Below are 25,333 nucleotides of genomic sequence, written 5' to 3'. Positions count from 1 at the left end.
CTCAGCGGCTTGCGTTCGGTACGTCAGTCGTTCGGTCGTCCGGCCCGGGGCGCGGCGGACCGGAAGGCGGCCAGTTCCACGGGCGCGTCCGCGCTGTCCACCAGCAGGGCCTCGAAGGCGCGCAGCAGGCGCTCGATGTCCGGGCGCGGGATCAGGTCGGTGTCGGCCATCAGGTAGAGCAGGCAGGTGTCCGGGGCGTAGCTGGTGTGCACGAAGAAGGTGGCGTCCTGGCGCTCCCAGGAGCCGACGTGGAAGACCCGGGTCTTCCCGGCGAGGTCGGCGAGCCGGGCCGGGTCACCGCCGGTGTCCGGCAGGTCCTCCCAACGGTCGTGCAGCCGCTTGTCGTTGAAGAACTGGCCGAGGTTGAGGGTGTCGCCGCTGCGGGCCCGGGCGTCATCGAGCACCTCGTCCACCGCGATCGGGTCGTAGTGGGCGTGCCGGTAGGCGTTCATCCCGGCGAGGAAGGCGCGCCCGACGGCCTGGTCGAAGGTCCCCTCGGCCACGTCCAGGGAGAACAGGGCGTTCTCGGCCATGGCGGCCACCAGCCGGCGGGTCCGGTCGTCGTGCCGGTTGACGGCGATGAGCTGGAGCGGGACGGTGCCGTGCCCGGTGTAGGCGCCGAGGACGGCGGCGGTGGCCGCGAGCAGGACGGTGCCGGTGCTGGTCCGGCAGCGGTCGGCGAGCGCGGTGGCGGCCAGCGCGGCCGCCGGGGAGTCCATGCCGAGCCGGACGAAGCGTTCGGGCCGTCCCCCGTCCCCGGCCGGGGCCGGCGGGAAGAGCGTGGCGGGGACCTTCTCCAGGGTCTTCCGCCAGTACGCGACGGCCGCGGCGCCGCGGGCCGCGCCGACGCCCTCGGCCTCGTACCGGGCCTGGTCGACGGGCTGCCAGTCCGGCTCCGGCGCCGTCGTCCCGGCGAGCAGGTCGCCCAGCTCGCGGAGGAGTTCGCGGACGCCCCAGAAGTCGACTCCGAGGTGCGAGAAGACCAGGACGAGCCTGGCCGGGCGGTCGTCCTCCAGCACCAGGGCGGCGCGGAAGGGGACTTCGGTGTCGTGCCGGAAGGTGCGCCGGACCAGGGTGTCCGCCGTGCGCTCGGCCAGCTCGTCGGCGCCGCCGGGCGCGGCCCCGACGATCTCCAGCGGGACGCTGCCGCGGTCGGTGACCTCCTGCGTCCAGCCGCCGTCCGCGCCCTCCCGGAAGAACGTGCGCAGCGCCTCGTGCCGGGTGACCAGCGCGGTGAGCCCGTCGACGACCTGATCGACGGTCGCCCCCGGTGGGACGTCGGCGATCCGCCGGATGTTGAAGTAGTGGGCCTCGTCGTCCAGCCAGCGGATGGACTTCCAGATGGCGCGCTGGCCCCAGGTCATCGGTGCGGTCGCGGCTCTGCTCCCGTGGAAGTCCAGGGAGCGGGCGCCTCGGTGGTCCATGGCGTTTCCTCACGCAGGCTGGGGCCGCGGCCGGACGGCACGCGGAGCGGTGCCCCCGGCGGGCGGGGGCACGAGGACGTGGCAGGGCTGGGACGGGATGCCCGCGCGGCGGGCGGCGAAGGGGGCAGCCGGCCCGGGATCGCCGGGCGGGCGGCAGCGGGAGCCTGGCTCGACCTGGCCCGATGACGGACGTTACCCACCGCCGCCAGCGAATGTCTAGACCATTTGACCAGTCCTTTGTTGGCCCGTTCGTCACCCAACGTTCACCGCAAGGATCCTGATCGTTCATCAGCGGACACGCCTTGACGCCCCGCACCGGTCTGGACCAGACTCCAGGACTCGTGCCGCACGGCGACAGCGCCGTCCCGTTCGCCCGGCACTTCCCAGGCCCTCGCCTCCCTGCCGACCGCCCACCGAACCGGAGGCGCTCCACCGTGCCCGCACGCACCTCCCCACCCCGTACCGGACGGCCGCTCCTGCACCGACGGGCGCAACGCTGGGTCTCCACCGCCCGGTTGCTCCGGCAACTGCCCGCGGGAGCGCCGGTGGCCGTCGCCGCCCTGCACCTCGCGGTCGGACTGCTGCCCATCGGGTTCATCCTCGCCACCAGCCACGTCATCGCCGGGCTGCCCGACGTCATGGGCGGCCACCCGTCCGAGCGGGCCACCGCCCGGATCGGGCTCGCCGTGCTGCTGGCCGGCTGCGCCTTCCTGCTCCAGCAACTCCTGGCGCCCTTCCAGACCTTGGCCGCCGAGCTGGTCGCCCGCAGGGTGGACGGCGCGCGGATCAGCGGGCTGATGGCCTGCGCCCTGGACGGCCTGCCCCCCGAGGACCTGGACCGGCGGGAGGTGCTGGACCTGCTCGCGGAGGCCCGCGGCGGCTTCGACCGGACCTCCCCCACCCCCGGCGAGGCCACCGCCGGAGCGCTGGCCCTGCTCGCCCGCTACGCCCAACTCGCCGGTGCCACCGCCATGGTGGCCGTGGTGCTGGGGCCGCTCCCGGCCGCCGTGGTCGCCGTCACCGCACTGGTCATCCGGTACGGGCAGCGCGACTCGCTCCGCCGGTTCGGCGCCGTCCGGTCCACCATGGCCGGACGGCGGCGCCGGCTCGCCTACCTGCGGCGGACCGCCAGCGGCAGCGGGCTCGCCAAGGAGGCCAGGCTGCTGGGGCTGGTGCCCTGGCTGCGCGAGCGGCACGGCGAGGAGGCCCGGGCCTACCTCCAGCCGCTCTGGGCCACCCGGCGGCGGCTGCTCCTCAAGCCCTTCGTCGCGCTCGCCGCGCTCGGCCTCGTCGGCGGCGCCACCGCGCTCGTCCTGCTCGCCCGCGGCGGCTCCACCGGCACCCTCTCACTGCTCCAACTCAGCGCCGCCCTGCAGGCCGTCCTGATCCCCATGCGCTTCGGGGTCTTCTTCCCGGAGAGCGACATGCAGACCCTGTACGGACTCACCGCGGAGGACGCGCTGCGGCAGCTGGAGGACCGCGTCCCCGCGCCACGGACCGCCACCGACGGCCCGGCCGCCCCGCACGGCCCGATCCGCTTCGAGCAGGTCGGCTTCCGCTACCGCCCCGACACCCCCGAGGTGCTCCGCGGCCTCGACCTGGAGCTGGCCGAGGGCGCGTCCACCGCGATCGTCGGGCTCAACGGCGCCGGCAAGACCACCCTGGTGAAGCTGCTGGCCGGGCTGCACGGCCCGACCGGCGGCCGGATCACCGTCGGCGGCACCGACCTCGCGGCCGTCCCGCCCGCCGCGTGGCACCGGCGGATCGCCGTCATCTTCCAGGACTTCGCCCGCTTCGAGCTGACCGCCGCCGAGAACATCGCGCTGGGCCGCCCCGAACTCCTGGCGGACACCGCCGCGCTGCGCACCGCCGCCGAGCGCGCCGGCGTGCTCGACACCCTGGACGGGCTGCCGCACGGCCTGTCCACCGTGCTCAGCGCCCAGTACGAAGACGGCACCGACCTCTCGGGCGGGCAGTGGCAGCGGGTCGCACTCGCCCGGGCCATGCTGGCGCTCGCGGACGGCGCCTCCCTGCTCATCCTCGACGAACCCACCGCGCAGCTCGACGTCCGCGCCGAGGCCGCGTTCTTCGACCGCTTCCTGGACCTGTCCCGCGGCGTGACCAGCGTGATCATCGCCCACCGCTTCTCCAGCGTGCGCCGCGCGGACCGCATCGTCGTCCTCGCCGACGGAGCCGTCGCCGAGTCCGGCACCCACGAGGAACTGCTCGCGCTGGACGGGCAGTACGCGACGCTCTTCCGCGCCCAGGCGGAGCGCTTCACGGAAGGGGCCCTGCGATGACCGTCCTGCTCCTGGCGGTGCGCCACCTGCTCCGGCTGGCCTGGCGCTGCGACCGCCGACGGCTGCTGCGCGCCTGCGCGATGATGCTGCTCGGCTACCTCGCCACACCGCTGATCGCGCTCAGCCTCAAGGGCCTCACCGTGGCGGCGGTGGCCGGGCACACCGGCACGGCCGCCGTGCTCGGGCTGACCGCCGCGGTGCTGCTGGTCCTCGAACTGATGATGAACCACTTCGCGCACCTGTCGTACTTCGAACTGGGCGACCTCGGCGAGGTCGAGCTGCAGAACGAGCTGCTCGCCCTCGCGCACGGCGATCCGCACCTGGAACGGCTGGAGTCGGCCCGGTTCGCGGACGCCCTGGCCCTGGTCCGCGAGGAGCTGCCGCGCACCCGGGCCTCCCTCGAAGCCGTCCTCCAACTCGGCGGGCTGGCCCTGCAACTGGCGCTGACCGCCGTGCTGCTCGGCGGCCTCAACCCCTGGCTGCTGCTCCTGCCGCTCACCGGTGTCCTGCCGGTGCTCGCCGGCAACCGCGCGCAGCGCCTGCTGGACGCCGCCAAGGAGCGCACCGCCACGCACGTCCGGTTCGGACGGCACCTGCTGGACGCGGCCACCTCCCCCTCCACCGCCCGGCAGATCCGGCTCGCCGGGGCCGGCCCGCTGCTCGTCGAGCGGCACCGCGAGGCATGGGCCCGGACCACCGCCGAGCTGCGACGCGCCCACACCGCGGCCGCGGCGCTGCGCGCCGGGGGCCAGCTGGCCTTCGCCGCCGCGTACGGCGCCGCGATCTGGACCGTCGTCCGGCAGGCCGAGCACGGCACCTCCGGGCTGGGCGACGTCATCCTCGTCATCACCCTGGCCGCGCAGCTCTCCCTCCAGGTGGCCACCGCGCTGGGCCTGCTGGCCGTCCTCCAGGACGCCGGCCGGACCGCGCGGCGGCTGGCCGGGCTGCGCGAGCGGGCCCCCGCCCCGGGCGTCCCCGCCGAGGTCCCGCTCCGCCCGGCACCCGCCGCGCTCACCGGGGGCATCCGGCTGGAGAACGTCGGCTTCGCCTACCCGGGCAGCACCCGGCCCGTCCTGGAGGGCGTGGACCTCGACATCCCCGCCGGCAGCGCGCTGGCCGTCGTCGGCGAGAACGGCGCCGGCAAGTCCACCCTGATCAAGCTGATCTGCGGGCTCTACCGGCCCACCGCGGGACGGATCCTGGTGGACGGGGTCGACCTCGCGGAGATCGACCCCCGTGCGTGGCAGAGCCGACTGGCCGCACTCTTCCAGGACTTCGCCCGCCTCGAACTCCGGCTCCGCGACAACACCGGCATCGGCGACCTGGACCGGATCGACGACGACGAGGCGCTGCGCGCCGCGCTGGCCGCGGCGGACGCGGCCGGCATCGAGGCGACCGTCCCCGGCGGCCTGGACGGGCTGGTCGGCCGCGGCTACGGCGACGGCTCCGACCTCTCCGGCGGGCAGTGGCAGAAACTCGGCCTGGCCCGGACCCTGCTGCGCCGCGAACCGCTCCTCCTCACCCTGGACGAGCCCGCCTCGGCGATGGACGCCACCGCCGAGCAGGCCCTCTTCGAACGCTTCGCCCGGCTGGTCGCCGACTCCGGTGCCCGCACCGGCGCGGTCAGCCTGCTGGTCTCGCACCGCTTCTCCACCGTCCGGATGGCCGACCGCATCGTCGTCCTGGAGCACGGCCGGGTCCGCGAGAGCGGCACCCACGCCGACCTGGTCGCGGCCGGGGGCCTCTACACGGAGCTGTACGCCCTGCAGGCCCGGATCTACGCCTGAGCCGCGACCCGGCAGCGGCCGGAGCCGCGGCGCCCCCGCCGGTGGTGGCGCCGCTCCCCCTGACGGAGGGCTACCTGTGGGAGCGGGACCTGCTCCAGGCGGGGGCGACCACGCCGACCAGCAGGACGGCGAAGCCGATCTGCAGCAGGTGCCGGATCCAGTCGATGCCGCTGGTGTGGCGTACGCCGATCCAGCCGGCGACCGCGTTGCCGAGCAGGGCGCCGGCGGCGCCCAGCAGCATGGTCAGCCACCAGGGGATCGACTGCGGACCGCGGAGGATCAGCTTGGCGAGGATGCCCAGCACGAAGCCGATGAGGAGGATCCACAGGAGTTGGAACATCGCGTCGGTCCCTTCCCGGTCGTCCGCCGTCCGGACGACGGCGGGCGATTTCCATGATCGGCCCGTTTCGCCGGAGGGGCATCTCGACCCGCCGGTCGGGCACCCGGACCGGGAGTGGCTGGCAAGCCGCGCCGGGAGTCTTGTAAGGTTCCTCGCGAATCATCCAGAGGGGTGGAGGGACCGGCCCTACGAAGCCCCGGCAACTCCCCGGTCGTCACGGCGCTCGAAGCTCGCGCCGCGCAACCGGGTCCAGTGCCAACTCCGGCCTGTCGCCAACGTGGCGGCGGGGAAGATGAGGAGTGCTTCTGTGCTGCCCCGTGCCGCGGCCCCTGCCGCCCCCTGCGCCGTGCCCGTCCCCGGCGCCCTGCTGATCCCCGGCTCGCTCCCGGTGCCGGTGTCCACCCGTCTCGTCCCCGACGCGGGCTCCTCGCCGTCCTCTTCGGCCCTCCCCCGCTGACCGACCCCGCTCCCCCTGCCCGGAGCCCCGGGGGCGTCAGGCCCCCGGGTACGAGACTGGAGTACCCCCACCCATGGACACCTTGAGCGGCGTCGGCGTGCTCGACAAGACCACCGCGATCCTCGGCACCCTGGAGGCCGGCCCCACCTCGCTGGCCGGCCTGGTCGCGGCGACCGGCCTGGCCCGGCCGACCGCCCACCGCCTCGCCGTCGCCCTGGAGCACCACCGCCTGGTCGCCCGCGACCTGCAGGGCCGGTTCGTGCTCGGGCCGCGGCTGGCCGAGCTGTCGGCGGCGGCCGGCGAGGACCGGCTGCTCTCGGCGGCCGGGCCGGTGCTGACCGAGCTGCGCGACCTGACCGGCGAGAGCGCGCACCTGTACCGGCGGCGCGGCGAGCAGCGGGTCTGCGTGGCGGCGGTCGAGCGGGTCGCCGGGCTGCGGGACACCGTGCCGGTCGGCTCCTCGCTGTCGATGAAGGCGGGTGCGGCCGCGCAGATCCTGCTGGCCTGGGAGGAGCCGGAGCGGCTCTACACGGCGCTGCGCGGGGCCCGGTTCACCGCGACGGCGCTGAGCGGGGTGCGCCGCCGGGGCTGGTCGCAGTCGGTGGGCGAGCGCGAGCCGGGGGTGGCGTCGGTGGCGGCGCCGGTCCGCGGCCCGGGCAACCGGGTGGTGGCGGCGCTCGCGGTCTCCGGTCCGATCGAGCGGCTCACCCGGCACCCGGGCTCGCGGTTCGCCGACGCGGTGGCCGAGGCCGCCGAGCGGCTCTCCGCGGCGGTCACGCCCCACCCCTGACGCGACCAGCCCCCGACCGGGGCCGTGTGCGCGGCGGCTCGGAGCGGCGGCCCTCACTCCGCGCCGAGGCGGATCGTTGCCCCGTCGGGGACCGCGTGGATCTTCTGCGCGATCGGCCCGCGGATCTGCAGGGCGTCGGCAGCATCGTGGACTGCCATGGTGTCGAAGTCGTAGGTGCCGCCCGGCGGGAAGAACTGCGACGGGGTCAGGCGCCCGTTCGGCTCCAGCGGGCCGCGGGCCCGGCCGAGCAGCTGGTCGAGTGCGTTCTGCGTCATGCCGTCTTCTCCGCTTCGGGGCCGATCGGCCGGGTCAAGTAGTGCTCGCGTACCCGGTCGGTCACCACCAGGCGCAGGGTCGGCTGCAGGACCGGAGCATCCGGAATCGCGTCCCACCTCATGTAGGGCCACCACCGGTCGTGGGCGGCCAGCAGCATCCGCTCACCGCGGGGCACGTCGCCCCGCACCGCGTACCAGCCTGCCATCCAGAGGCAGGGCGAGTGTCGGTCAGGTGTTCGGCCTGACGATTCGACCAGACGGTGGGCCCGATCGAAGTCGTTGGCCTTGGCCAGCGCCTCCCACAAGGTGTACCTGTCGTCCGCGTCCAACGTGCTGAAGTCGCGCTCGGCCAGCTGGACCGCGACCTCGTCCAGCGGCTCAGCCGGGCCGCCCCAGTCGAAGGGGCTGGGCAGCAGTTCCTCGACGGGGCGCTCGGGGAGCTCCTCCGCGAGCCACAACAGGTCGTCGCCCAGGTTCCGGCCTTCGGGAACGCGGGCGGCCCCGGCCAGGAGGCGCGGTCGGGCCGGCGTTCCCGCATGGAGCTCACCTGCCAACAACGCGGTGCGGAAAGGCATGTCCTGGTCGCAGAGCTCGCCACCGAGCGGACCGTCCTGGGCAATGAGCGCCTCGGCCAGGTCGGCTGCTTCAGCGAACCGGTCCTGCCAGAACAGGACCTGAATGGCCGCTGCGGTGGCCTCCCAGGCTTCGTCCCGGTCGCCACCCGGGCGGCCGGCCATGTCCAGCAGGTCGGGCAGCAGCTCGTTGAACCGGCCGCGGCGGGCCCCGGAGATCAGCCGCTCAGCAGCGTTCACCCGCCCTCCTTCCGCTCTCGTCGTCCCGTTCCGATCTCGTGAACGACCGGGGTCGACCCGCACGGTATCGGACGGCGGTGACTCCGCGGTTGCCCGCGCCGTCCGCCCCCGGTCGGGGCCGTGCGCGCGCGGCAGCTTGGAGCGGCGGAGGTCCGGTGCGACAGTGGGGCTTCCGGACGAGCCGATGGGACGACCGTATGACGATCAGCCAGCTTCCGACGGTGGACCAGGTGATCGAGCGGATGGCCGCGCTGTCGGCCGGGCTCCCGCCCACCGACGGGGTCGCGGTCTTCAACGCGATGTACCTGACGGTGACCCGGCTGGTCCGCGCGCAGCTGGACGCGGTGTACTTCGACGACCCGGCCGCCCTGGCCGACCTCGACTCCGGCTTCGCCGTGCGCTACCTGGACGCGGTCGACGCCGACCGCTCCGGCCGCCGTCCGGAGCCCTGCTGGCGCCCGCTGTTCGAGCTGCGCGCCACCCCGGGCATCCACCCGCTGCAGTACGCGTTGGCGGGCATGAACGCCCACATCGAGCACGACCTGCCGCTCGCCGTGCTGGACACCTGCCGGCGGCTGGGCCGCGAGCCCGAGCAGCTGGCCGCCGACTACCGGCGGGTCAACGACCTGCTCGCCCGGGTCGAGGACGAGGTCCGCGACGCGCTGCTGCCGGGCCCGGACGACCTGCCGGTGGCCGACCCGCTGATGCACGTGGTCGGCGTCTGGTCGGTCGACCGCGCCCGGGACGCCGCCTGGGCGAGCGTCCTCGCGCTGTGGGGGCTGCGCCGCGTGCGGCCGGCGTACGACGCGGTGGCGGACGCGCTCTCGCACTCGGTCGGCATGGTGAGCCGGGCGCTGCTCACCCCGCTGGACGGCAAGGTCTGAGCACGCGTGAGGGCCGGGCCCCGCCGGTGCGGCGGGGTCCCGGCCCTCGGCGCCGGATCAGGCCCAGCTGGAGTGCAGCGGCTTGCCCTCGGCGTAGCCGGCCGCGCTCTGCACGCCGACGATCGCCTTCTGGTGGAAGTCCTCCAGCGAGGAGGCGCCCGCGTAGGTGCAGGACGAGCGGACACCGGCCACGATCGAGTCGATCAGGTCCTCGACGCCGGGGCGGGCCGGGTCGATGAACATCCGCGAGGTGGAGATGCCCTCCTCGAAGAGGCCCTTGCGGGCGCGGTCGTACGCCGACTCGTCGGAGGTGCGGTTGCGCACGGCGCGGGCGGACGCCATGCCGAAGCTCTCCTTGTACTGGCGGCCGTCGGCGGCGGTCTGCAGGTCGCCGGGCGACTCGTAGGTGCCGGCGAACCAGGAGCCGATCATCACGTTGGAGGCGCCGGCGGCCAGCGCCATCGCCACGTCGCGCGGGTGGCGGACACCGCCGTCGGCCCAGACGTGCTTGCCCAGGCGGCGGGCCTCGGCGGCGCACTCCAGCACCGCGGAGAACTGCGGGCGACCGACACCGGTCATCATCCGGGTGGTGCACATCGCGCCGGGGCCGACACCGACCTTCAGGATGTCCGCGCCGGCCTCGACCAGGTCGCGGACGCCGTCGGCGGAGACCACGTTGCCGGCCACGATCGGCACCTGCGGGTCGAGGCCGCGCACGGCCTGCAGCGCGCTGATCATCGACTCCTGGTGGCCGTGCGCGGTGTCGACCACCAGCACGTCCGCACCGGCCTCCAGCAGCGCCTTGGCGCGGCCCGCCACGTCGCCGTTGATGCCGACGGTGGCGGCGATCCGCAGCCGGCCGTTCGCGTCCACGGCGGGGGTGTACAGGGTGGCGCGCAGCGCGTTCTTGCGGGTCAGCAGGCCGACCAGGGTGCCGTCGGGGGCGATGACCGGGGCGAGCTTGCGGTGGTGCTCGTTGAGCCGGTCGAAGGCGGTGCGCGGGTCGATGCCCTCCTCCAGGAGCAGCAGGTCGCGGCTCATCACCTCGGAGAGGCTGGTGAAGCGGTCGACGCCGTGGCAGTCGCCCTCGGTGACCACGCCGACCGGCTTGCCGCCCTCGACCACCACGAGCGCGCCGTGGGCGCGCTTGGGCAGCAGGGAGAGGGCGTCGGCGACGGTGTGGCCGGGGTTCAGGGTGATCGGGGTGTCGTGCACCAGGTGCCGCTGCTTGACCCAGCCGATGACCTCGGAGACCACCTCGATCGGGATGTCCTGCGGGATGGCCACCAGGCCGCCGCGGCGCGCCACCGTCTCGGCCATCCGGCGGCCGGCGATCGCCGTCATGTTGGCCACCACGAGCGGGATGGTGGTGCCGGTCCCGTCGGTGGACGCCAGGTCGACGCCCTGCCGGGAGCCCACGGCGGAACGGCTGGGGACCATGAAGACGTCGTCGTACGTGAGGTCGTACGCGGGCTTGAGGTCGTTCAGGAAGCGCATGAAGGGGGCTCTCTGGCTGGGGAAAGGTACACCTCGGGCGCGGTAGCGGCGTTGCCGCAGGGCGCTCTCGGGCGCCCCGCACCCAACGTTCAATACTCCGTGATACCCGGGTCCGAAGCCAGCTCATGCGCGGATTTCGAAGATCAACACAATCGTCGTACGAATCCGGGCACACTCAGTTGGAGGTTCCTCCAGCGGCGAGGTCGCGGCCCTCGGCGAAGAAGCCGGTCAGGTCCGCCCGGGTGGGCAGGTCGGCCAGGCGGCGGGCGGCGCCGAACGGGGCGTTCCAGAAGGCGCCGGTGCGCGGGGTGTGCGGGCCGACGTAGGCGTACGGCTCGGGCAGGAAGCCGTCGCCCGGGGAGACGCCGTGGTTCACCTCGGCGACGGTGACGCCGAGGTCGAAGTGCTCGGGCCAGAGCACCGGGTCGCAGCCCGGGAAGACCTCCCGCAGGGCGGCGTCGCCACGGGCGAAGGCGTCGGCGATCAGCCGGGCGCAGGCCGGTTCGACGTGCAGGGGCTCGTCGGGGGCGACGCCGGAGCCGTCCGCGTACAGGCCCTGCGGGCCGCCGGGGGTGATGCCCGCCGCGGCCGCGAGCTCCGCGCAGGTGGATCCCGCCAGCGGGTGGCCGGTGCCGTCGGGGGTGAGCAGCGCGCCGTCCACCACCAGGAGCGGCGGGTCGGTGCGGGTCGCGAACCCTCCCGGGACGGGGCGCAGCCGAATGGTCGCGGCCGGCCCGCGGTACTGCGGGCCGGCCAGCAGGGTCTCGGCGACGCCGTGCAGCGCGCGCCGGGTGCGGGCGAGGGAGTCGAGGTCCATGCCCCGCATCCTGCCCGCGGTCGGGCGTCGGATTTAGTAGCCGCGCCAGTGCGAGCCGTAGCCGCGGGCCGCGGCCATCTTGTCCATGCCGCCGTACTTGGCGTCGCAGTAGCGCGAGCTGGCGATCAGGTTGTCGACGGGGTTGCGGATGTCGTTGTGGCCCGGCAGCGCGTAGGTCTTGAAGGTCGGCTGGATCACCTGGGTCAGACCGATGGACGGGGTGCCGATCTTGGCGTTGGAGTCCCAGCCGTTGACGGCGTTCGGGTTGCCGGTCGACTCGGCCATCGCGGTGGCGTACATCGCCTTGTAGGACGGCACCGGCTTGCCGGCGGCGGCCAGCACGTCGCGGGCCTCGCGGATCCAGCCGTCCAGGTTGTTGGAGTAGCTGGGCTTCTCCGGCTCGGGGGCCGGGGCCGGGGCCGGGGCGGGGGCCGGGGCGGGGGCCGGGGCCTGCTCCGGCTGGGCGGCCGGGGCCTGCTCGGCGGGGGCGGCCGGGGCGGCCTCGGCGGCCTGCGGGGCGGCTCCGCGGGCCTCGCCGCGGCTGGCGGCCTCGTCGCCCTGCGGGGCGGGGGCCTGCTGCGCGGCGTCGGCGGGGGCAGCGGCAGCGGCAGCGGCCGGCACCCGCTCCGGGGCGGCAACCGCTTGGGCGACGGGCAGCACCGTGCCGAGCAGCACCGCACCGGCGACACCGGCGCCCAGCATGTAGTCCGGCATCCGGCGGTGTCCGAGCTGCTTGGGCAGATGGCGCAGGCCGTGCTTGATCTGTCGCATGTCCGAGTACCTCCGAGGTGTCGTCCAGGTCACTTGCCGACCCGGTTGGACACATGCGGAAGCCCCGCGACTGAACGGGGACCCACAAGACCGGGGGCGGCCGGGCCCGGCGGCAACCCTGCTCACCGGGTGCGCAGCCCGCGTCGATTCGCGGACGGCTGCGCCATGGCGCCCGTCACTGGGGCTCGACTGGTCGGCCCGGGGCGCAATCACGATCCTGCGTGAGCCCTCGCCGGGCGGCAAGCAGCCCTTTTTGTCCGGATTTGACCTGATTGATTCGGGAATGCCGTTCGGAGTTCTGCGAGTTGACGACGGGTCACCCGGTCGGCGGCGCGCCGCCTATGAGCAGGCTCACAGGGGGTGACGGACGTCTCCCGCGGCCGGGAATTCGGCCTCCGGCCTTGCCGCGCAAGGGTTCCGGGGCGGTCGGCGGCCTCCGCCCGGACCCCGGAGCGGCGCGGCGGGCGTGGTGATCCCCGCCACGGCCCGCCGCCCCGAAGGATGCGCCAGGTCACACCGCCGGCGCCGACGGAGTGACCGCGGTCACCGACCGCCGGGCCGGGAGGCGCGCCGGGCGCCTCCCGCGGCACCCCGCCGGGCACCGGAAGGTGAGCGGGGTCACCGGCCGCCGGACTTGCGGCCCGCCGCGAGGTGACCGGGGTCACCCGCGGTCAGCCGCCGGCCGTCCCGGCGGTGCGGCCGGCGCGGAGGGAGAGGAGGAGCGCGAGCAGGACGACCGCCGCGCAGGCGGCGGTGGCGTGCCAGTAGGCGTCGCGGTGGCCGAGCAGGCCGGCGGTGGCCCCCCGGAGGTAGACGCCGGAGACGGCGGAGATGCCCACGGCGGCCGCGATCCGCTGGGACATCTGCAGGATGCCGCCGGCCACCCCGGCGGCCTCGGCGGGGGCGTGGCGCAGGGTGAAGGCCTGGTTGGGGGCGACGATCAGGCCGGAGGAGACGCCCTGGGCCAGCTGCGTGCAGGCGAGCACGTACGGGAGGGCGGAGCCGGGGACGTACAGGCCGGCGAGGCCCGCGGTGAGGAGGGCGGAGAGGGAGAGGCCGAGACCGAGGGAGACGGCGCTGCGGCCGTAGCGCTGGACGACCCGGCCGGCCTGGGAGGAGGTGGCGGCCATGGCGAGCGCGGCGGGCAGCGCGACCGCGCTGGTGGCGAGCGCGGAGAGGCCGAGCGCGTCGCGCAGGAACATGGTCTGGATCAGCGAGCCGGCGATCGAGGTGCCGAACTGGGCCATCGCCACCGTCGTCCCGAGGGCGTACGGACGGGAGCGGGCGAGCGCGGGGTGCAGCAGCGGGTGCCGCCCGGTGCGGGCGTAGTGCCGCTGCCACCACGCGAAGGCGAGCGCGACGGCCACCGCGGCGACGGCGAACGCGGCGCCGCCGAGCGCGCCCGGCGGCCGGATGAACGGCAGCATCACCAGCAGCGTGAGCGCCGCGACCAGGGCCAGGCCGACCGCGTCCAGGTCGGAGTGGCGGGCGCTCGGGCGCGGCGCGGGCAGGTGACGGGCGGCCAGTACGACCGTCGCCAGGCCGAACGGCGCACTGAGCAACAGGGTGAGCCGCCAACCGAGTTCGGGGCCGGCGAGGGCGAGCAGCAGGCCGCCGAGCGGCGGTCCGAGGGCGGTGGACAGGCCGCCGGTCAGGACGTACAGGCCGAGCGCGCGGGCCCGGCGGGTGCCGGTGAAGACGTCCTGCAGGGTGCCGATCATCTGGGCGTTGACCAGGCCGGCGCCCGCGCCCTGGAGCAGCCGGGCGGCGACCAGGACCCAGGCGCTCTGGGCGGTGCCGGCGAGCGCGCCCACCGCGGTGAACAGCGCGAGGCCCGCGACGAACAGCCACTTGCGGCCGCGGACGTCACCGAGCCGCCCGCCCGGGACCAGCGCGAGACCGAAGGCCAGCGAGTAGCCCGCGACGATCCAGGCGATCTGCGCGGAGTCGGCGTGCAGCGAGTCCCGGACGTCGGATATCGCGATGTTGAGCACGGACTGGTCGAGCAGCGTGGTGAAGCCCGCCGCCATGCAGACCGCCAGGACCCGGCGTCCGGCGGCGTCGAACCGGGAGTCGTCGGCGGACGGAGCGCCGGACCCGGCGGTGGCGGGCCCGGGGTGGTCGGGGAGGGTGTCGGGAGATCGGTTCGGCACGTCCGGAAGACTATCCGCGTCCGATCCATCGCCCCGCCGTCGGCCCGGCCACCCGCCGGGCGCCCCGTGGCCCGCCAGACCGAGGACCCCGCGATGCCCGACCTGCAACCGCTGCTCGCCGCCTTCGTGCCGATCTGGGTGCTGACCGCGATCGGCTACCTGGTCAGCCGGACCGGGGTGCTCGGCGAGCAGGCGGAGCAGGTGCTGGTGAAGTTCGTCTTCCTGGTGGCGATGCCCGCCCAGCTGTTCACCGTGGTCGGGCGGACCCCGCTCGGCGCGTTCGCCAACGCCTCGATGCTGGCGTTCGCGGCGGGCACGGTCGCGGCCTCCGCCCTGGGACTGGCCGCGGGGCGCTGGCTGTTCGGCCGCCGCAGTGCGGACCAGGCGATCAACTCGATGGCGGCCGGGTACGTGAACTCCGGCAACCTGGGCATCCCGGTGGCGGTCCAGGTGCTCGGGGACGCCTCGCTGATCGCCCCGGTGCTGCTCTTCCAGGTCCTGCTGGTCACCCCGCTGGTCCTGGCCGCGCTGGACGCCGGCACCGGCGGGGAACGGCGGCCCGCCGCGCTGGCCCGGCGGGCGCTGCTGCTGCCGCTGCGCAACCCGATCATCCTCGGCGCCGGGCTCGGCGCGCTCTGCTCGGCGACCGCCTGGCACCCGCCCGCCGCACTCGGCCGCTCCTTCGAACTGCTCGGCAACGCCGCCGTACCGACCGCGCTGATCACCCTGGGCATGTCGCTGCACGGCCGCTCCGCCGCGAGCAGCACCGCGCTGCGGGCGGAGACCGGGGTGACGGTGGCGATCAAGACGCTGGTGCAGCCGCTCGCCGCGCTCGCGTTCGGCGCGCTGGTCCTGCACCTGCCGGAGCACCAACTGCTCGCCGTGGTGCTGCTCTCCGCGCTGCCGACCGCGCAGAACGTCTTCACCTACGCCAAGCAGTACGGCCTGGGGACGGCGCTGGCCCGCGAATCGGTCCTCGGCTCGACGCTGCTGTCGATGGTGACCCTCTCCGGCATCACCTGGCTGCTGTCCACCAGCGGGCACTGAGGCGGCGTCAGAAACGCACCGGCAGGCGGGTCAGGGCGCGGCTGCGCAGCGAGCGCATCCAGGGCGGGGAGCCGGCGGGTTCGGCGAGTTCGAGCCGCGGGAAGCGGCGGAGCACCGCCGCCACGGCGATCCGGTTCTCCAGCCGGGCGAGGGCGGCGCCGACGCAGAAGTGCGGGCCGCGGCCGAACGCCAGGTGGCCGGGGCCGTCGCGGTCGGGGTCGAACAGCTCGGGCCGGGAGAAGACGTCGGGGTCGCGGTTGGCGGCCGCCCAGGAGAGCCAGACCCGTTCACCGGGCGGGACCGTCGTCCCGGCGAGGGCGACCGGTCCGGTGGTGAAGCGCCGGACGGCGAGCATCGCGGGCGGGTTCCAGCGCAGCACCTCGTCGGTGAGCCGGTCCGGGTCGAGCCGCCCGGACCGGGCCGCCGCCAGCTGCGCGGGATGGGTCAGCAGCGCGTACAGCGTGCCCGAGATCAGCCCGGCGGAGTTGTGGTAGCCGGCGAAGAGCAGCAGGAACGCCATCGCGACCAGCTCGCTCCCGCCGAGCGCCGCCCGCTCCCGGTGGGCGGCGATCAGGTCGGACAGCAGGTCGTCGCCGGGGGCGTCCCCCTTCTCCGCGACCAGCCCGGCCAGGAAGGCGTGCATCGCGCGCATCGCCTCGCGGGAGCGGCCGGGTGCGCCGGGGTCGGGGGAGAGCAGGGTGTCGGTCCACGCCCGGAAGTCGGTCCGCCGGGCGGCCGGCACGCCCAGCAGGTCGCAGATGACCGTCATCGCCAGCGGCATCGCCAGGTCGGCGACCAGATCGGCGCCGCCGCGCCCGGCGAGGGGGTCGAGCAGCCGGTCGGCGGTAAGCCGGATCCGGTCGCCGAGGGCGAGGATCCGGCGCGGGCCGAGCGCCTCGGCGACCAGGCGGCGCAGCCGGGCGTGGTCGGCGCCGTCGCGGTTCAGCAGGTGGCCGTCGAGCTCCGGCGGCAGCGAGTCGCCCGCGCCGCCGGCGGTCCGGGCGTGCCGCCTGTCCAGGGCCAGCCGGGGGTCCGCGGCGGCGGCCCGGACCTCGTGGTACCCGGTCACCAGGTGGACCGGCGCCCCGTCCGGCGCCACCGCCAGGTGCACCGCCCCGCCCGCCCGCAGCCCCGCGAAGCCCGCGTGCGGGTCGCGCAGGTGGCGGTCGTCCAGCGCGTACGGGCACCCGGTCGGCGGCACGGAGGACGATGCGTCGGTCACCGACCGCACGCTACCGCCACCGGCCGGCCCACCCGGGCCCGTAACGGATGATCGTGATTTCCAATACTTACTTCGCGGCGGCCCGGCCCACTCCCGTAGGCTTCGCCGGTACACAGGGCGCGAGAAGGAAGTACCAGCGGGCATGGACAACGAAGAGATCGACTACGGCAAGGGCATCGACCCGCAGCGCCTGGAGCTCTGTCTCAGCGTCCTCGCCGAACTGGACGGCATCCACGTCGACCACCCGGACGCGATCACCGTCCGCCAGGCCGTCGGCGGCGTCTTCCGGACGCTCAAGCAGCGCCGCCGCCAGGAGATGCGGGCCCGCAAGACCGCCAACGACCGCGCCGTCACCGCGAAGACCGCGACCGGCGCCCCGGGCCGGATCGACGACGAGACGGCCGGCGTCTTCGGCCTGACCACCGAGACCACCTCCGAGCTGGCCGGGATACTCGAGCGCCCGCGCTCCTGCTACACCTGCAAGCAGCGCTACGTCGAGGTCGACGCCTTCTACCACCAGCTCTGCCGCAGCTGCGCCGCGCTCAACCGGGCCCGCCGCACCGCCCGCGCCGACCTGACCGGCAAGCGCGCGCTGCTCACCGGCGGCCGCGCCAAGATCGGCATGTACATCGCGCTCTGCCTGCTGCGCGACGGCGCCCACACCACCATCACCACCCGGTTCCCCAACGACGCGATCCGCCGCTTCACCGCGATGCCGGACAGCGACCAGTGGCTGCACCGGCTGAAGATCATCGGCATCGACCTGCGCGACCCCGCGCAGGTGATGGCCCTCGCCGACGAGGTCGCCGCCGACGGTCCGCTGGACATCCTGATCAACAACGCCGCGCAGACCGTGCGCCGCTCCCCCGAGGCGTACCGCGAACTGGTCGCCGCCGAGTCGGCCCCGCTGCCGGCCGGCGCCCTGCCCGCGTCCACGGTGATCGGCCGGTTCGGCAGCGGCTCGGTGGACGTGCCGGCACTGCCCGGCCAGGCCACCGGCGGCAGCGAGCGGATCAGCGCCGAGGAGGTCACCTCGCTCGCCCTGGTCACCGGCTCCGCCTCCCCGGCCCGGATCGAGGCCGGCACCGCGATCGACGCCGGCGGCCTGGTGCCCGACCTGGCCGCGTCCAACACCTGGATCGAGACGGTCGAGCAGGTCAGCCCGATCGAGCTGCTGGAGGTGCAACTCTGCAACTCCACCGCGCCGTTCATCCTGATCAGCCGGCTCCGCCCGGCGCTGGCCGCCTCCCCGGCGCGCCGCAAGTACATCGTCAACGTCTCCGCCATGGAGGGCGTGTTCAACCGGGGCTACAAGGGCGCCGGGCACCCGCACACCAACATGGCCAAGGCTGCGCTCAACATGCTCACCCGCACCAGCGCGGACGAGATGTTCGAGACCGACGGCATCCTGATGACCGCCGTCGACACCGGCTGGATCACCGACGAGCGGCCGCACCCCGACAAGATGCGGATGCACGAGGAGGGCTTCCACGCCCCGCTCGACCTGGTCGACGGCGCCGCCCGGGTCTACGACCCGATCGTCCGCGGCGAGGCCGGCGAGGACCTCTACGGCTGCTTCCTCAAGGACTACTCCAAGGGCAAGTGGTGACCTCGGGTCCGAGCACCCCGCCCCCGCCGCTGATCGGGGCCGGCGTCATCGTCCCCTCGACGGACGGGCGCTCGGTCCTGATCGGGCGCCGCACCACCGCCGGGGAGCCTCCCACCTGGAGCCTGCCCGGCGGCAAGGTCGACCACCCCGGCGAGTCCTTCGAGCAGGCCGCCGCCCGGGAACTCGCCGAGGAGACCGGCATCGAGCTGCCCGCCGAGCGGATGCGGGTGCTCGCCGTCCTGCTCGACCACGGCCTCGGCCGCACCCGGCTCACCGCCGCCGTCCTCGCCCCGCCCAGCGACGCCCCCGCGCACGTCACCGAGCCGCACGCCTGCGCCGGCTGGGAGCGGGTGCCGGTGGACGCCCTGCCGGAGCCGATGTTCTACCCCTCCGCGCAGGTGCTCGCCGCCTGGCTGCCGGACTACCGCGCCCCCGGGGGCACCTTCCGCTACCGGGTCGGCCCGATCGGGTGAGGCCCCGGGCGTGGCGCCCGCCACGGCGGCGGCGCCACCCGGTCCGGGCGGCATAGTCGGCCCTGTCACACCACCCGATGATGGGACTGGCCGATCGTGCGACTGCTCCCCACCGCCGCGCTCGCACTGCTGCTGGCCGCGGCGGGCTGCGCCCGACCCGCCGGGCCGGCCACCCCGCCGCCCGCCGGCGAACCCGCCGCCGCGCCCGCCACCACCGCCGCGACCGGGCCCCGCCCGTTCACCCTGGTCGCCACCGGCGACGTCCTGCCGCACACCGAGGTGATCCAGCGGGCCCACCAGGACGCGGGCGGCACCGGGTACGACTTCGCCCCGATGCTCGCCGGGGTGAAACCGCTGATCGCCGCCGCCGACCTGGCGATCTGCCACATGGAGACCGTCTACGGCCGCGACGGCGGACCGTACACCGGCTACCCCGCCTTCAAGTCCCCGCCCGAGGTGGCCCGGGCGCTCAAGGACGCCGGGTACGACTCCTGCTCCACCGCCTCCAACCACACCCTCGACGACGGGACCGACGGCATCCGCCGCACCCTCGACGCGATGGACGCCGTCGGCCTGCGCCACACCGGCTCCGCCCGCACCGAACAGGAACGGGCCACCCCCGCCCTGCTCACCGCCGGCGGCGCCACGATCGCCCAACTCGCCTACAGCTACGACACCAACGGCATCCCGCTGCCCGCCGGCCGGCCCTGGGCGGTCAACCTGATCGACCGCGACCGGATCCTCACCGACGCCCGGGCCGCCCGCGCCGCCGGCGCCGACCTGGTCCTGGTCAGCCTCCACTGGGGCACCGAGTGGCAGGACAGCCCCAACGCGCAACAGCTCGACCTCGCCCGGGAGCTGACCGCCGCCCGGACCGGCGACCGGCCCGACGTCGACCTGATCATCGGCACCCACGCGCACATCCCGCAGGCCTACGAGAAGGTCAACGGCACCTGGGTGGTCTACGGCCTCGGCGACCAGATCGCCGGCGAGATGTTCAACCCCACCGGCGCCCAGGACGCCCGCGGCAACTGGAGCTCCATCGCCCGCTTCACCTTCACCCCGCCCACCGACCCCGGCGGGCGGTGGACGGTCGGCAGGGCCGAGTTCGTCCCGCAGCTGATGGACCTCACCACCTTCCGCGTGCTCGACCTGCCCGCCGCCGTCCGCAGCCGACCGGACCGCGCCGACTGGGCGCAGGCACTGGAGCACATCCGCTCGGTGGTGCTCAGCCGCTCCGGCGCCGAGGCCGGACTCACCATGTCCGAGTGAATCCCGAGCACACTGTCAGTCGCATCTGATGTCATGTCACCAACTTGTCCCGATCACCGGCCACTCCCTGTGGTCAGGTAGTCGGCACTGAGTTCGATGTGTATCGTCGCAGTGCGCGATCAGTGAACGCGACGCCGGTGGTCAGGGGGCGGTTATGGCAATCGAGTTACCTTCAGAGCTCTCGTTCGTGCTCAACCTGCTGGGGATCAAGTGGCCCCAGGCCAATGAGGACGAACTCATCAAACTGGCAGACCAGTTGAAGAAGCTCGCCACCCAGATCGACTCCACCCAGATGGCGGCGGACAAAGCCATCGCCACGCTCGGCGAGTACTACCACGGCGACGCCGCCGACAAACTGGCCGAAGTGTGGTCCGGGATCAGCAAGTTCTCCGGGATCATCGTCGACGCCTGCGAGACCGCGTCCAAGGTGCTGCAAGGGGCGGCGCTGGTGATCGAGGTCTGCAAGGGCCAGTGCATCGTCCAACTGGTGAACATCCAGGCCCAGCTGGCAGCCTCCTCGGCCACCTTCGGGCTCAGCACCGGCGCCATCATCGCGATGGGCCGCGAGATCATCTCCCGGATCCTCGACGAGGCCGTCTCCCGGCTCGCCAAGATGATCGCCGAGCCGGTCGCCGACCTCGCCGAGAAGGCCGTCAAGGAGGTCCTCGGCACGCCCCCGGGCAAGTCCAACGGCCAGAGCTTCGGCATCGACCTCGCCAGGATGACCGCCACCGCCGTCGAACTCCGCCGCCACAGCGACGACATCGACTCGCACGGCTCCTCCTTCCGCAGGATCGTCGACAGCCTGGACATCGGCGACCCCAGCGAGATGTTCGGCAAGATCGCCGTCGAGGCCGCCGAACAGATCGCCCGCGCCGTCGGCGTCGAAATCATCAACCGGCTGCTCAACCACTTCCGCGACACCGCCGGGAAGATGGACACCATCGTCCGCAACCTCAGCGACCACGAGGACTCCCAGCGGCACGCCATCGGGGCCCTCGGCTCGCAGCAGGCCTCCCCGCTCAGCCCGCTCCAACTCGCGGGCGGGGCCGGCGGAGCACTCGGCGGCGGCCACGCCCGCGACGCCGGGCTCTCCGCGTTCGACGGCCTCCGCCCGCACCTCGCCGGCGGCGGCAGCGCCCTCGGCGGCGGCCACGGCGGCTCCGGCACCAGCGTCCTCGGCGGGATCAACCTCTCGCCCCACCTCGGCGGCCACGGCGGCGGCTCCGGCGGAGGCTCCGGTGGCGGAGGCGGCGGCGGCACCGACGGCCCCGACCGGGCGGCCGGCGCCCTCCCGCACCAGGGGCAGGGGCTCCGGCTCGGCACCGGCACCGGGCGTCGCGCCGGAGGCGGAGGCACCCAGACCGACCTCGAAGCCGGCACCGGCGGCCCGCACGGCGGCTCTGCCGGCGGCACCAACGGCGTGGTCGGCGCGGGCGCCAACGGCAGCGGGTCCGGCAACGGCTCCGGGGCCGGCGCCCGCGGCATGGCCGCCCCGCCGCCCGGCATGATGGGCGGCCACTACGGCCCCGTCGGCGGCAGCAGTTCCGGCAACGGCAACGTCCGCTCCGCCGTCGCGCAACAGCGCGGCAACCGCCGTCACGAGGACGACGAAGAGGACGAGACCCGCCGCACCGTCCCCATCGGCGAGGACCTCGACGACGCCGTCGAGACCCACCACCAACTGGGCCCCGTCCACATCTTCACCCCCACCGACTGACCCCGACGCCCTCCCGGCCCCCAGCCGGGAGGGCGTCCCACGTCGGCACCGCCGCAGACGCAACGGCGCAGCCCACCCGCCGCAGACGCGGCCCAGGTACAGCCCCCGCAAGCTGAGGCCGGCCGACGGTCAACGCCTCTACGGCGCTCCGGCCCGCCGCAGACGCGGGCCAGTCTTCCGCGCAGGCGCAGGCGCCGGACCCGGCCAGCCGTAGTCGCCCGCACGACTGATCACCCCGCCGCAGGCGCAAGGGCGCAGCCCACACCGCCGCAGGCGCAAGGGCGCAGCCCACACCGCCGCAGGCGCAAGGGCGCAGCCCACACCGCCGCAGGCGCAAGGGCGCAGCCCACACCGCCGCAGGCGCAAGGGCGCAGCCCACACCGCCGCAGGCGCAAGGGCGCAGCCCACACCGCCGCAGGCGCAAGGGCGCAGCCCACACCGCCGCAGGCGCAAGGGCGCAGCCCACACCGCCGCAGGCGCAAGGGCGCAGCCCACACCGCCGCAGGCGCAAGGGCGCAGCCCACACCGCCGCAGGCGCAAGGGCGCGGCGCAGCGCAGCGGTTGGCGTTACGGCGTGCGCGCGTGGGGGAGGTCGTCGTCGAGCCAGCAGGCGGAGGTCTCGGTGACGACCAGGAGTTCCTCGAAGGCGACCCCGACCCCGCGGAAGGCGACCCTGGGGCTGACGGCCCACAGGCCCGGCGGGAGGCGGTGGGCGTAGGAGGCGGGTCGGGCCGGGCCCGTACGGCGTTGCAGGTCGCCGGCCCGGGCGGGCGCCGAGCGGGCGATGACCCCGCCGAGCAGGCCGCGGTCGGGGTTGTCGTAGCCGTGCCTCGCGGCGAGTGCGTCCACGGCCCGGCCGAGCCGGTGGAGCGGGCTGCCGCGCCGCACTTCGCGCAGGACGAGGTCCCGGTACGCGGGCAGGTCGGCCCGCAGCACGTCCCAGACGGGGTTGCCGCCGAGTCGCCCGGCGAGCGTGACGCCGACGGTGCGGCCGCCGGCGGTGAGGACGCAGTCGAGCAGGTAGGGCGTCCCGTCCCGGAGCCGTTCCGGTTCCCGGAGCCGCGCCAGGAGGCGCCCGCCCATTCCCGGAAGCCCGCCCGGCGTGCCGGCACCGGCGGTCCGCCGCCCGAAGCGGGCCGCCGGCCGCCGGGCGAACGCGCCGAGCCCGGCTGCCCGCAGCTCCTGTCGGAGCCGTTCGGCCGCGTCGCTCTCCCGCATGCCGGCGCGCAGCTGACCGGCGGCCCGTTCGGCCGCCCCGTAGGCGAGTTGTTGCAGGTCGCGGTAGCGGTCGAGGTCGGATTCCTCGTACGGGAGCGCGGGCCGCCGGACGCGGTCCGGTGCCGTGCCGGGCGACCGGAGGGGGCTGCTGGGCATGGCGGTACCTCGCCTCGCGGGTCGGCCGGACGGGTGCTTGTTGAGTAGTACTCAAAAGTAGCCACGCCCGGGGGGAAGTCAATAGGATGCGCACGTGCGTCCCCTCCCCCAGCCCGGCCCGCAGCCCGGACGGCGACTGTCGGCGGATCAGCGCCGCCGCCAGATCCTGGAATCCGCCCGGGAGTTGGTGCACTCCGACGGCCTGGACACGCTGTCCGTGGAGTCGGCGGCCCGCTCGGCGGGGGTCTCGCCGGGCCTGTTGTTCCACTACTTCGGCTCCCAGCGCGGTTTCCGGGCCGCCGTGGTGCGGTTGGTGGCGGACGAGGTGCTCGGCCAGGTCTCGCCGGATCCGACGCTCAGCGGGTCGGCGCAACTGCGCGGCGGCATCGAGACGTTCATCTCCTTCGTGGGTCGGCACCCGTCGCTGTACCTGGCGGTGGTCCGGCACGTGGACCGCGGCGGCACGGGCACGATGGCCACGCTCCACCGGGACGTCCGGGCCCGCTTCGCGGAGTGGATCCTGGCGGCGCTGACCGGCGCCGGCACCCCTCGTACGCCCGCCGTCGTCGCGACCGTGCACGGCTGGCTGGCGTACGTGGAGGAGCTGCTGGTCGGCTGGTTGGACGGCGCGGAGGTGCCGGCGGATCAGCTCGCCGACCTGTGCGAGCGCAGCGCGTACCAGCTGGTCGCGGTGGCCGTGGACGACCCGGACCGCTGGCGGGCGATCCGCACGGCCCTCGACCGCCGTCCCTGAGCCCGGCTCCGCCCGGGGTCTTCCGCGACGGGCGGCCGCACCACTACCGTCCCACCGCACCGCACCGCACCGCACAGCACCGCACCCGCATCTGCATCCGCCGGCCCCCTCCCCCTCAGGAGTGCCCGATGTCGACTCCCCGGCCCACCAAGGACGTTGACGCCGCCGACCGGCCGCGCCGGCGGACCACCCGCCTGCTGCTCGGCGTGCTCGTCGGCGCCGCGGTCGGGTGCGTGCTCGCGGCGGTGGCGACGGCCGCGCTCGCGGTGCGGGTGGACGGTTCGAGCATGCGGCCGACGCTCGCGGACGGTCAGCGACTGCTGGCCGTGCCGGGCAGCGGCGGGGCGGCGGTGCACCGGCTGGACGTGGTGCTGCTGCACCGTCCGGGCCGGGACGAGGTGATCGTCAAGCGGGTGATCGGCCTGCCGGGCGACCGGGTGGAGATCTCCTCGACGCCGCAGGACCCGTTCCTCGTCCTGGTGCAGCCGGGCGGCAGCGGCCCGTGGTTCCGGGTCGGCCTGCCGGCCTGGGCCGAGCAGGCGCACCGGACCGGCAGCTGCTGCACGCCGGACGGCACGCGGACCGCCGCCGCGACCGCGCAGACGGTGCCGCCGGGCAGGCTGTTCTTCCTCGGCGACAACCCGGACGGCTCCGAGGACTCCCGCAGCTTCGGCTGGGGCGACCTGGCCACCGTCTCCGGCCGCATCGGCCTGCGGGTGTGGCCCCCGGCGGCCGTCGGCACCCTGGACACCACGCCGACCCTCACCGAGGTCCCCGCCCCACCGGACTGAGAGCCCGGGCCCCACGGGCCCGCCGAGTCGCCTCAGGCGCGGGCGACGCGGACGAAGACCTCGGCGATCCGGCGGGCGGAGGTGGCGGGGTCGCCCGCGCCCTGGACGATGTGGCTGGCGGTCAGCCGGACGGCGGTGTCGACGGCGAGTTCGCGGGAGTCGGGGTCGATCGCGGGCCAGGCGGTGGCGGCGTAGCCGTCGAGCATGGCGGTGGCGGTGGTGAAGGCGGACTCGGCGCGGGTGGTGAGGTACGGGAGGAGGCCGTCCTCGCCGTCCCGGGTGGCGGTGAGCATGGCCTTGACCAGGGGGTTGCGCCCGGCGAGCCGGAGGGTGAAGAGGGCGGCGGCCTCGGCAGCGGCGTGCGGGTCGCCGGGGTGTTCGTCGAGCTGCTGCTCGATGCCGTTGAGGCAGAGTTCGAGTTCGCGGCGGAAGAGCGCTTCGCCGAGCGCGTCCTTGGAGCCGAACTCGTTGTAGACGGTCTGCCGGCTGACGCCGGCGACGGCGGCGATCTGGGTCATCCGCAGCCGGTCGAAGCCGTCGGCGGCGACCAGGTCCCGGGCGGTGTCGAGCAGCCGGTCCCGCAGCAGCGACCTGACGGTCTCCCTGATCCATGCCATTCGCCGAGTCTAGCCACGCCCCTGCGGCGCGGAGCGGACACGCGTACCGACTCCTGCCAACTCTATTGACACTCCATCACCCCCTGCTTACTTTCTGGACACGCAGCCGAAATATGTAAAGCACTCCGGGAGTGTCGGGGATGGGCG

Annotated in this window: 23 protein-coding genes and 1 riboswitch; of the genes, 12 read left to right on the top strand and 11 right to left on the bottom strand. The window is 74.8% G+C overall.

Annotated elements, in window-relative coordinates:
* Positions 1-23: 23 nt before the first annotated feature.
* Positions 24-1,424 (bottom strand): condensation domain-containing protein, encoded by a 1,401-nt coding sequence (locus tag ABEB06_RS31840; protein ID WP_345700373.1) that lies wholly within the window; start codon positions 1,422-1,424, stop codon positions 24-26.
* 545 nt (positions 1,425-1,969) lie between these two features.
* Between ABEB06_RS31840 and ABEB06_RS31835 the strand changes: the two genes are divergently transcribed.
* Positions 1,970-3,724, top strand: a complete 1,755-nt coding sequence (locus ABEB06_RS31835; protein ID WP_345700372.1) for an ABC transporter ATP-binding protein — start codon at positions 1,970-1,972, stop codon at positions 3,722-3,724.
* Positions 3,721-5,511 (top strand): ATP-binding cassette domain-containing protein, encoded by a 1,791-nt coding sequence (locus ABEB06_RS31830; protein ID WP_345700371.1) that lies wholly within the window; start codon positions 3,721-3,723, stop codon positions 5,509-5,511. The genes ABEB06_RS31835 and ABEB06_RS31830 overlap by 4 nt, the downstream gene beginning before the upstream one ends.
* A gap of 70 nt (positions 5,512-5,581) precedes the next feature.
* Here the strand turns inward: ABEB06_RS31830 and ABEB06_RS31825 are convergent, their stop codons facing one another.
* Entirely contained in the window at positions 5,582-5,851 is a 270-nt protein-coding gene (locus ABEB06_RS31825) for a GlsB/YeaQ/YmgE family stress response membrane protein (protein WP_345700370.1), read from the bottom strand.
* A gap of 156 nt (positions 5,852-6,007) precedes the next feature.
* Positions 6,008-6,150, top strand: a riboswitch (SAM riboswitch).
* 8 nt (positions 6,151-6,158) lie between these two features.
* Between ABEB06_RS31825 and ABEB06_RS31820 the strand changes: the two genes are divergently transcribed.
* Both ABEB06_RS31820 and ABEB06_RS31815 read left to right on the top strand, forming a co-directional pair.
* Entirely contained in the window at positions 6,159-6,308 is a 150-nt protein-coding gene (locus ABEB06_RS31820) for a hypothetical protein (RefSeq protein WP_345700369.1), read from the top strand.
* A gap of 73 nt (positions 6,309-6,381) precedes the next feature.
* On the top strand, positions 6,382-7,098 hold the full coding sequence (locus ABEB06_RS31815) for an IclR family transcriptional regulator (protein WP_345700368.1): 717 nt from the start codon (positions 6,382-6,384) through the stop codon (positions 7,096-7,098).
* Between the two features lie 53 nt (positions 7,099-7,151).
* Here ABEB06_RS31815 and ABEB06_RS31810 read toward each other — a convergent pair whose 3' ends face one another.
* Together ABEB06_RS31810 and ABEB06_RS31805 are read right to left on the bottom strand one after the other, a co-directional pair.
* A complete protein-coding gene (locus ABEB06_RS31810; protein WP_345700367.1) occupies positions 7,152-7,373 on the bottom strand; it encodes a hypothetical protein in 222 nt (73 codons plus the stop codon).
* The gene (locus tag ABEB06_RS31805) at positions 7,370-8,185 is read right to left on the bottom strand and encodes a hypothetical protein (protein WP_345700366.1); all 816 of its coding nucleotides are present in this window, start codon (positions 8,183-8,185) and stop codon (positions 7,370-7,372) included. The genes ABEB06_RS31810 and ABEB06_RS31805 overlap by 4 nt, the downstream gene beginning before the upstream one ends.
* 197 nt (positions 8,186-8,382) lie before the next feature.
* Here ABEB06_RS31805 and ABEB06_RS31800 point away from each other — a divergent pair, with 197 nt between their 5' ends.
* Positions 8,383-9,069, top strand: a complete 687-nt coding sequence (locus tag ABEB06_RS31800) for a DUF5995 family protein (protein WP_345700365.1) — start codon at positions 8,383-8,385, stop codon at positions 9,067-9,069.
* Between the two features lie 57 nt (positions 9,070-9,126).
* Here the strand turns inward: ABEB06_RS31800 and ABEB06_RS31795 are convergent, their stop codons facing one another.
* From ABEB06_RS31795 to ABEB06_RS31780, 4 genes are all read right to left on the bottom strand, one after another.
* The gene (locus tag ABEB06_RS31795) at positions 9,127-10,566 is read right to left on the bottom strand and encodes a GuaB1 family IMP dehydrogenase-related protein (RefSeq protein ID WP_345700364.1); all 1,440 of its coding nucleotides are present in this window, start codon (positions 10,564-10,566) and stop codon (positions 9,127-9,129) included.
* A 175-nt stretch (positions 10,567-10,741) separates the two neighbouring features.
* Positions 10,742-11,383, bottom strand: a complete 642-nt coding sequence (locus tag ABEB06_RS31790) for a hypothetical protein (protein ID WP_345700363.1) — start codon at positions 11,381-11,383, stop codon at positions 10,742-10,744.
* Between the two features lie 33 nt (positions 11,384-11,416).
* A complete protein-coding gene (locus ABEB06_RS31785) occupies positions 11,417-12,154 on the bottom strand; it encodes a transglycosylase SLT domain-containing protein (RefSeq protein WP_345700362.1) in 738 nt (245 codons plus the stop codon).
* Positions 12,155-12,825: 671 nt separating this feature from the next.
* The gene (locus ABEB06_RS31780; RefSeq protein ID WP_345700361.1) at positions 12,826-14,307 is read right to left on the bottom strand and encodes an MFS transporter; all 1,482 of its coding nucleotides are present in this window, start codon (positions 14,305-14,307) and stop codon (positions 12,826-12,828) included.
* A 93-nt stretch (positions 14,308-14,400) separates the two neighbouring features.
* Here ABEB06_RS31780 and ABEB06_RS31775 point away from each other — a divergent pair, with 93 nt between their 5' ends.
* On the top strand, positions 14,401-15,354 hold the full coding sequence (locus ABEB06_RS31775) for an AEC family transporter (RefSeq protein ID WP_345700360.1): 954 nt from the start codon (positions 14,401-14,403) through the stop codon (positions 15,352-15,354).
* A gap of 7 nt (positions 15,355-15,361) precedes the next feature.
* Here the strand turns inward: ABEB06_RS31775 and ABEB06_RS31770 are convergent, their stop codons facing one another.
* Positions 15,362-16,576: a cytochrome P450 family protein gene (locus ABEB06_RS31770; protein WP_345700359.1), complete on the bottom strand. Its 1,215-nt coding sequence runs from the start codon at positions 16,574-16,576 to the stop codon at positions 15,362-15,364.
* A gap of 142 nt (positions 16,577-16,718) precedes the next feature.
* On the opposite strand from ABEB06_RS31770, the gene ABEB06_RS31765 reads away from it, so the two are divergent.
* The 4 genes from ABEB06_RS31765 (at position 16,719) to ABEB06_RS31750 (ending at position 21,650) form a co-directional block, all read left to right on the top strand.
* Positions 16,719-18,185 carry an SDR family NAD(P)-dependent oxidoreductase gene (locus ABEB06_RS31765; RefSeq protein WP_345700358.1) on the top strand — a complete coding sequence of 489 codons (1,467 nt, stop codon included), beginning with the start codon at positions 16,719-16,721 and terminating at the stop codon, positions 18,183-18,185.
* Positions 18,182-18,658 (top strand): nucleotide triphosphate diphosphatase NUDT15, encoded by a 477-nt coding sequence (locus tag ABEB06_RS31760; protein WP_345700357.1) that lies wholly within the window; start codon positions 18,182-18,184, stop codon positions 18,656-18,658. Before ABEB06_RS31765 ends, ABEB06_RS31760 begins: the two co-directional genes overlap by 4 nt.
* A 96-nt stretch (positions 18,659-18,754) precedes the next feature.
* Positions 18,755-19,930 carry a CapA family protein gene (locus ABEB06_RS31755; protein ID WP_425559725.1) on the top strand — a complete coding sequence of 392 codons (1,176 nt, stop codon included), beginning with the start codon at positions 18,755-18,757 and terminating at the stop codon, positions 19,928-19,930.
* Between the two features lie 154 nt (positions 19,931-20,084).
* The gene (locus ABEB06_RS31750; RefSeq protein WP_345700356.1) at positions 20,085-21,650 is read left to right on the top strand and encodes a WXG100-like domain-containing protein; all 1,566 of its coding nucleotides are present in this window, start codon (positions 20,085-20,087) and stop codon (positions 21,648-21,650) included.
* 567 nt (positions 21,651-22,217) lie between these two features.
* Here the strand turns inward: ABEB06_RS31750 and ABEB06_RS31745 are convergent.
* Complete coding sequence (locus tag ABEB06_RS31745; RefSeq protein ID WP_345700355.1) at positions 22,218-23,024, bottom strand: M24 family metallopeptidase; 807 nt, start codon at positions 23,022-23,024, stop codon at positions 22,218-22,220.
* 94 nt (positions 23,025-23,118) lie between these two features.
* Here ABEB06_RS31745 and ABEB06_RS31740 point away from each other — a divergent pair, with 94 nt between their 5' ends.
* A complete protein-coding gene (locus ABEB06_RS31740) occupies positions 23,119-23,778 on the top strand; it encodes a TetR/AcrR family transcriptional regulator (protein WP_345700354.1) in 660 nt (219 codons plus the stop codon).
* 128 nt (positions 23,779-23,906) lie between these two features.
* Entirely contained in the window at positions 23,907-24,569 is a 663-nt protein-coding gene (gene lepB / locus ABEB06_RS31735; protein WP_345700353.1) for a signal peptidase I, read from the top strand.
* A gap of 32 nt (positions 24,570-24,601) precedes the next feature.
* Here lepB and ABEB06_RS31730 read toward each other — a convergent pair whose 3' ends face one another.
* Positions 24,602-25,186, bottom strand: a complete 585-nt coding sequence (locus tag ABEB06_RS31730) for a TetR/AcrR family transcriptional regulator (RefSeq protein ID WP_345700352.1) — start codon at positions 25,184-25,186, stop codon at positions 24,602-24,604.
* Positions 25,187-25,333 lie beyond the last annotated feature (147 nt).

The organism is Kitasatospora terrestris, from assembly GCF_039542905.1.
Taxonomy (GTDB): domain Bacteria; phylum Actinomycetota; class Actinomycetes; order Streptomycetales; family Streptomycetaceae; genus Kitasatospora; species Kitasatospora terrestris.
Note: the sequence above shows the minus strand (reverse complement) of the source record. Positions and strands in the feature narration are given on the sequence as shown.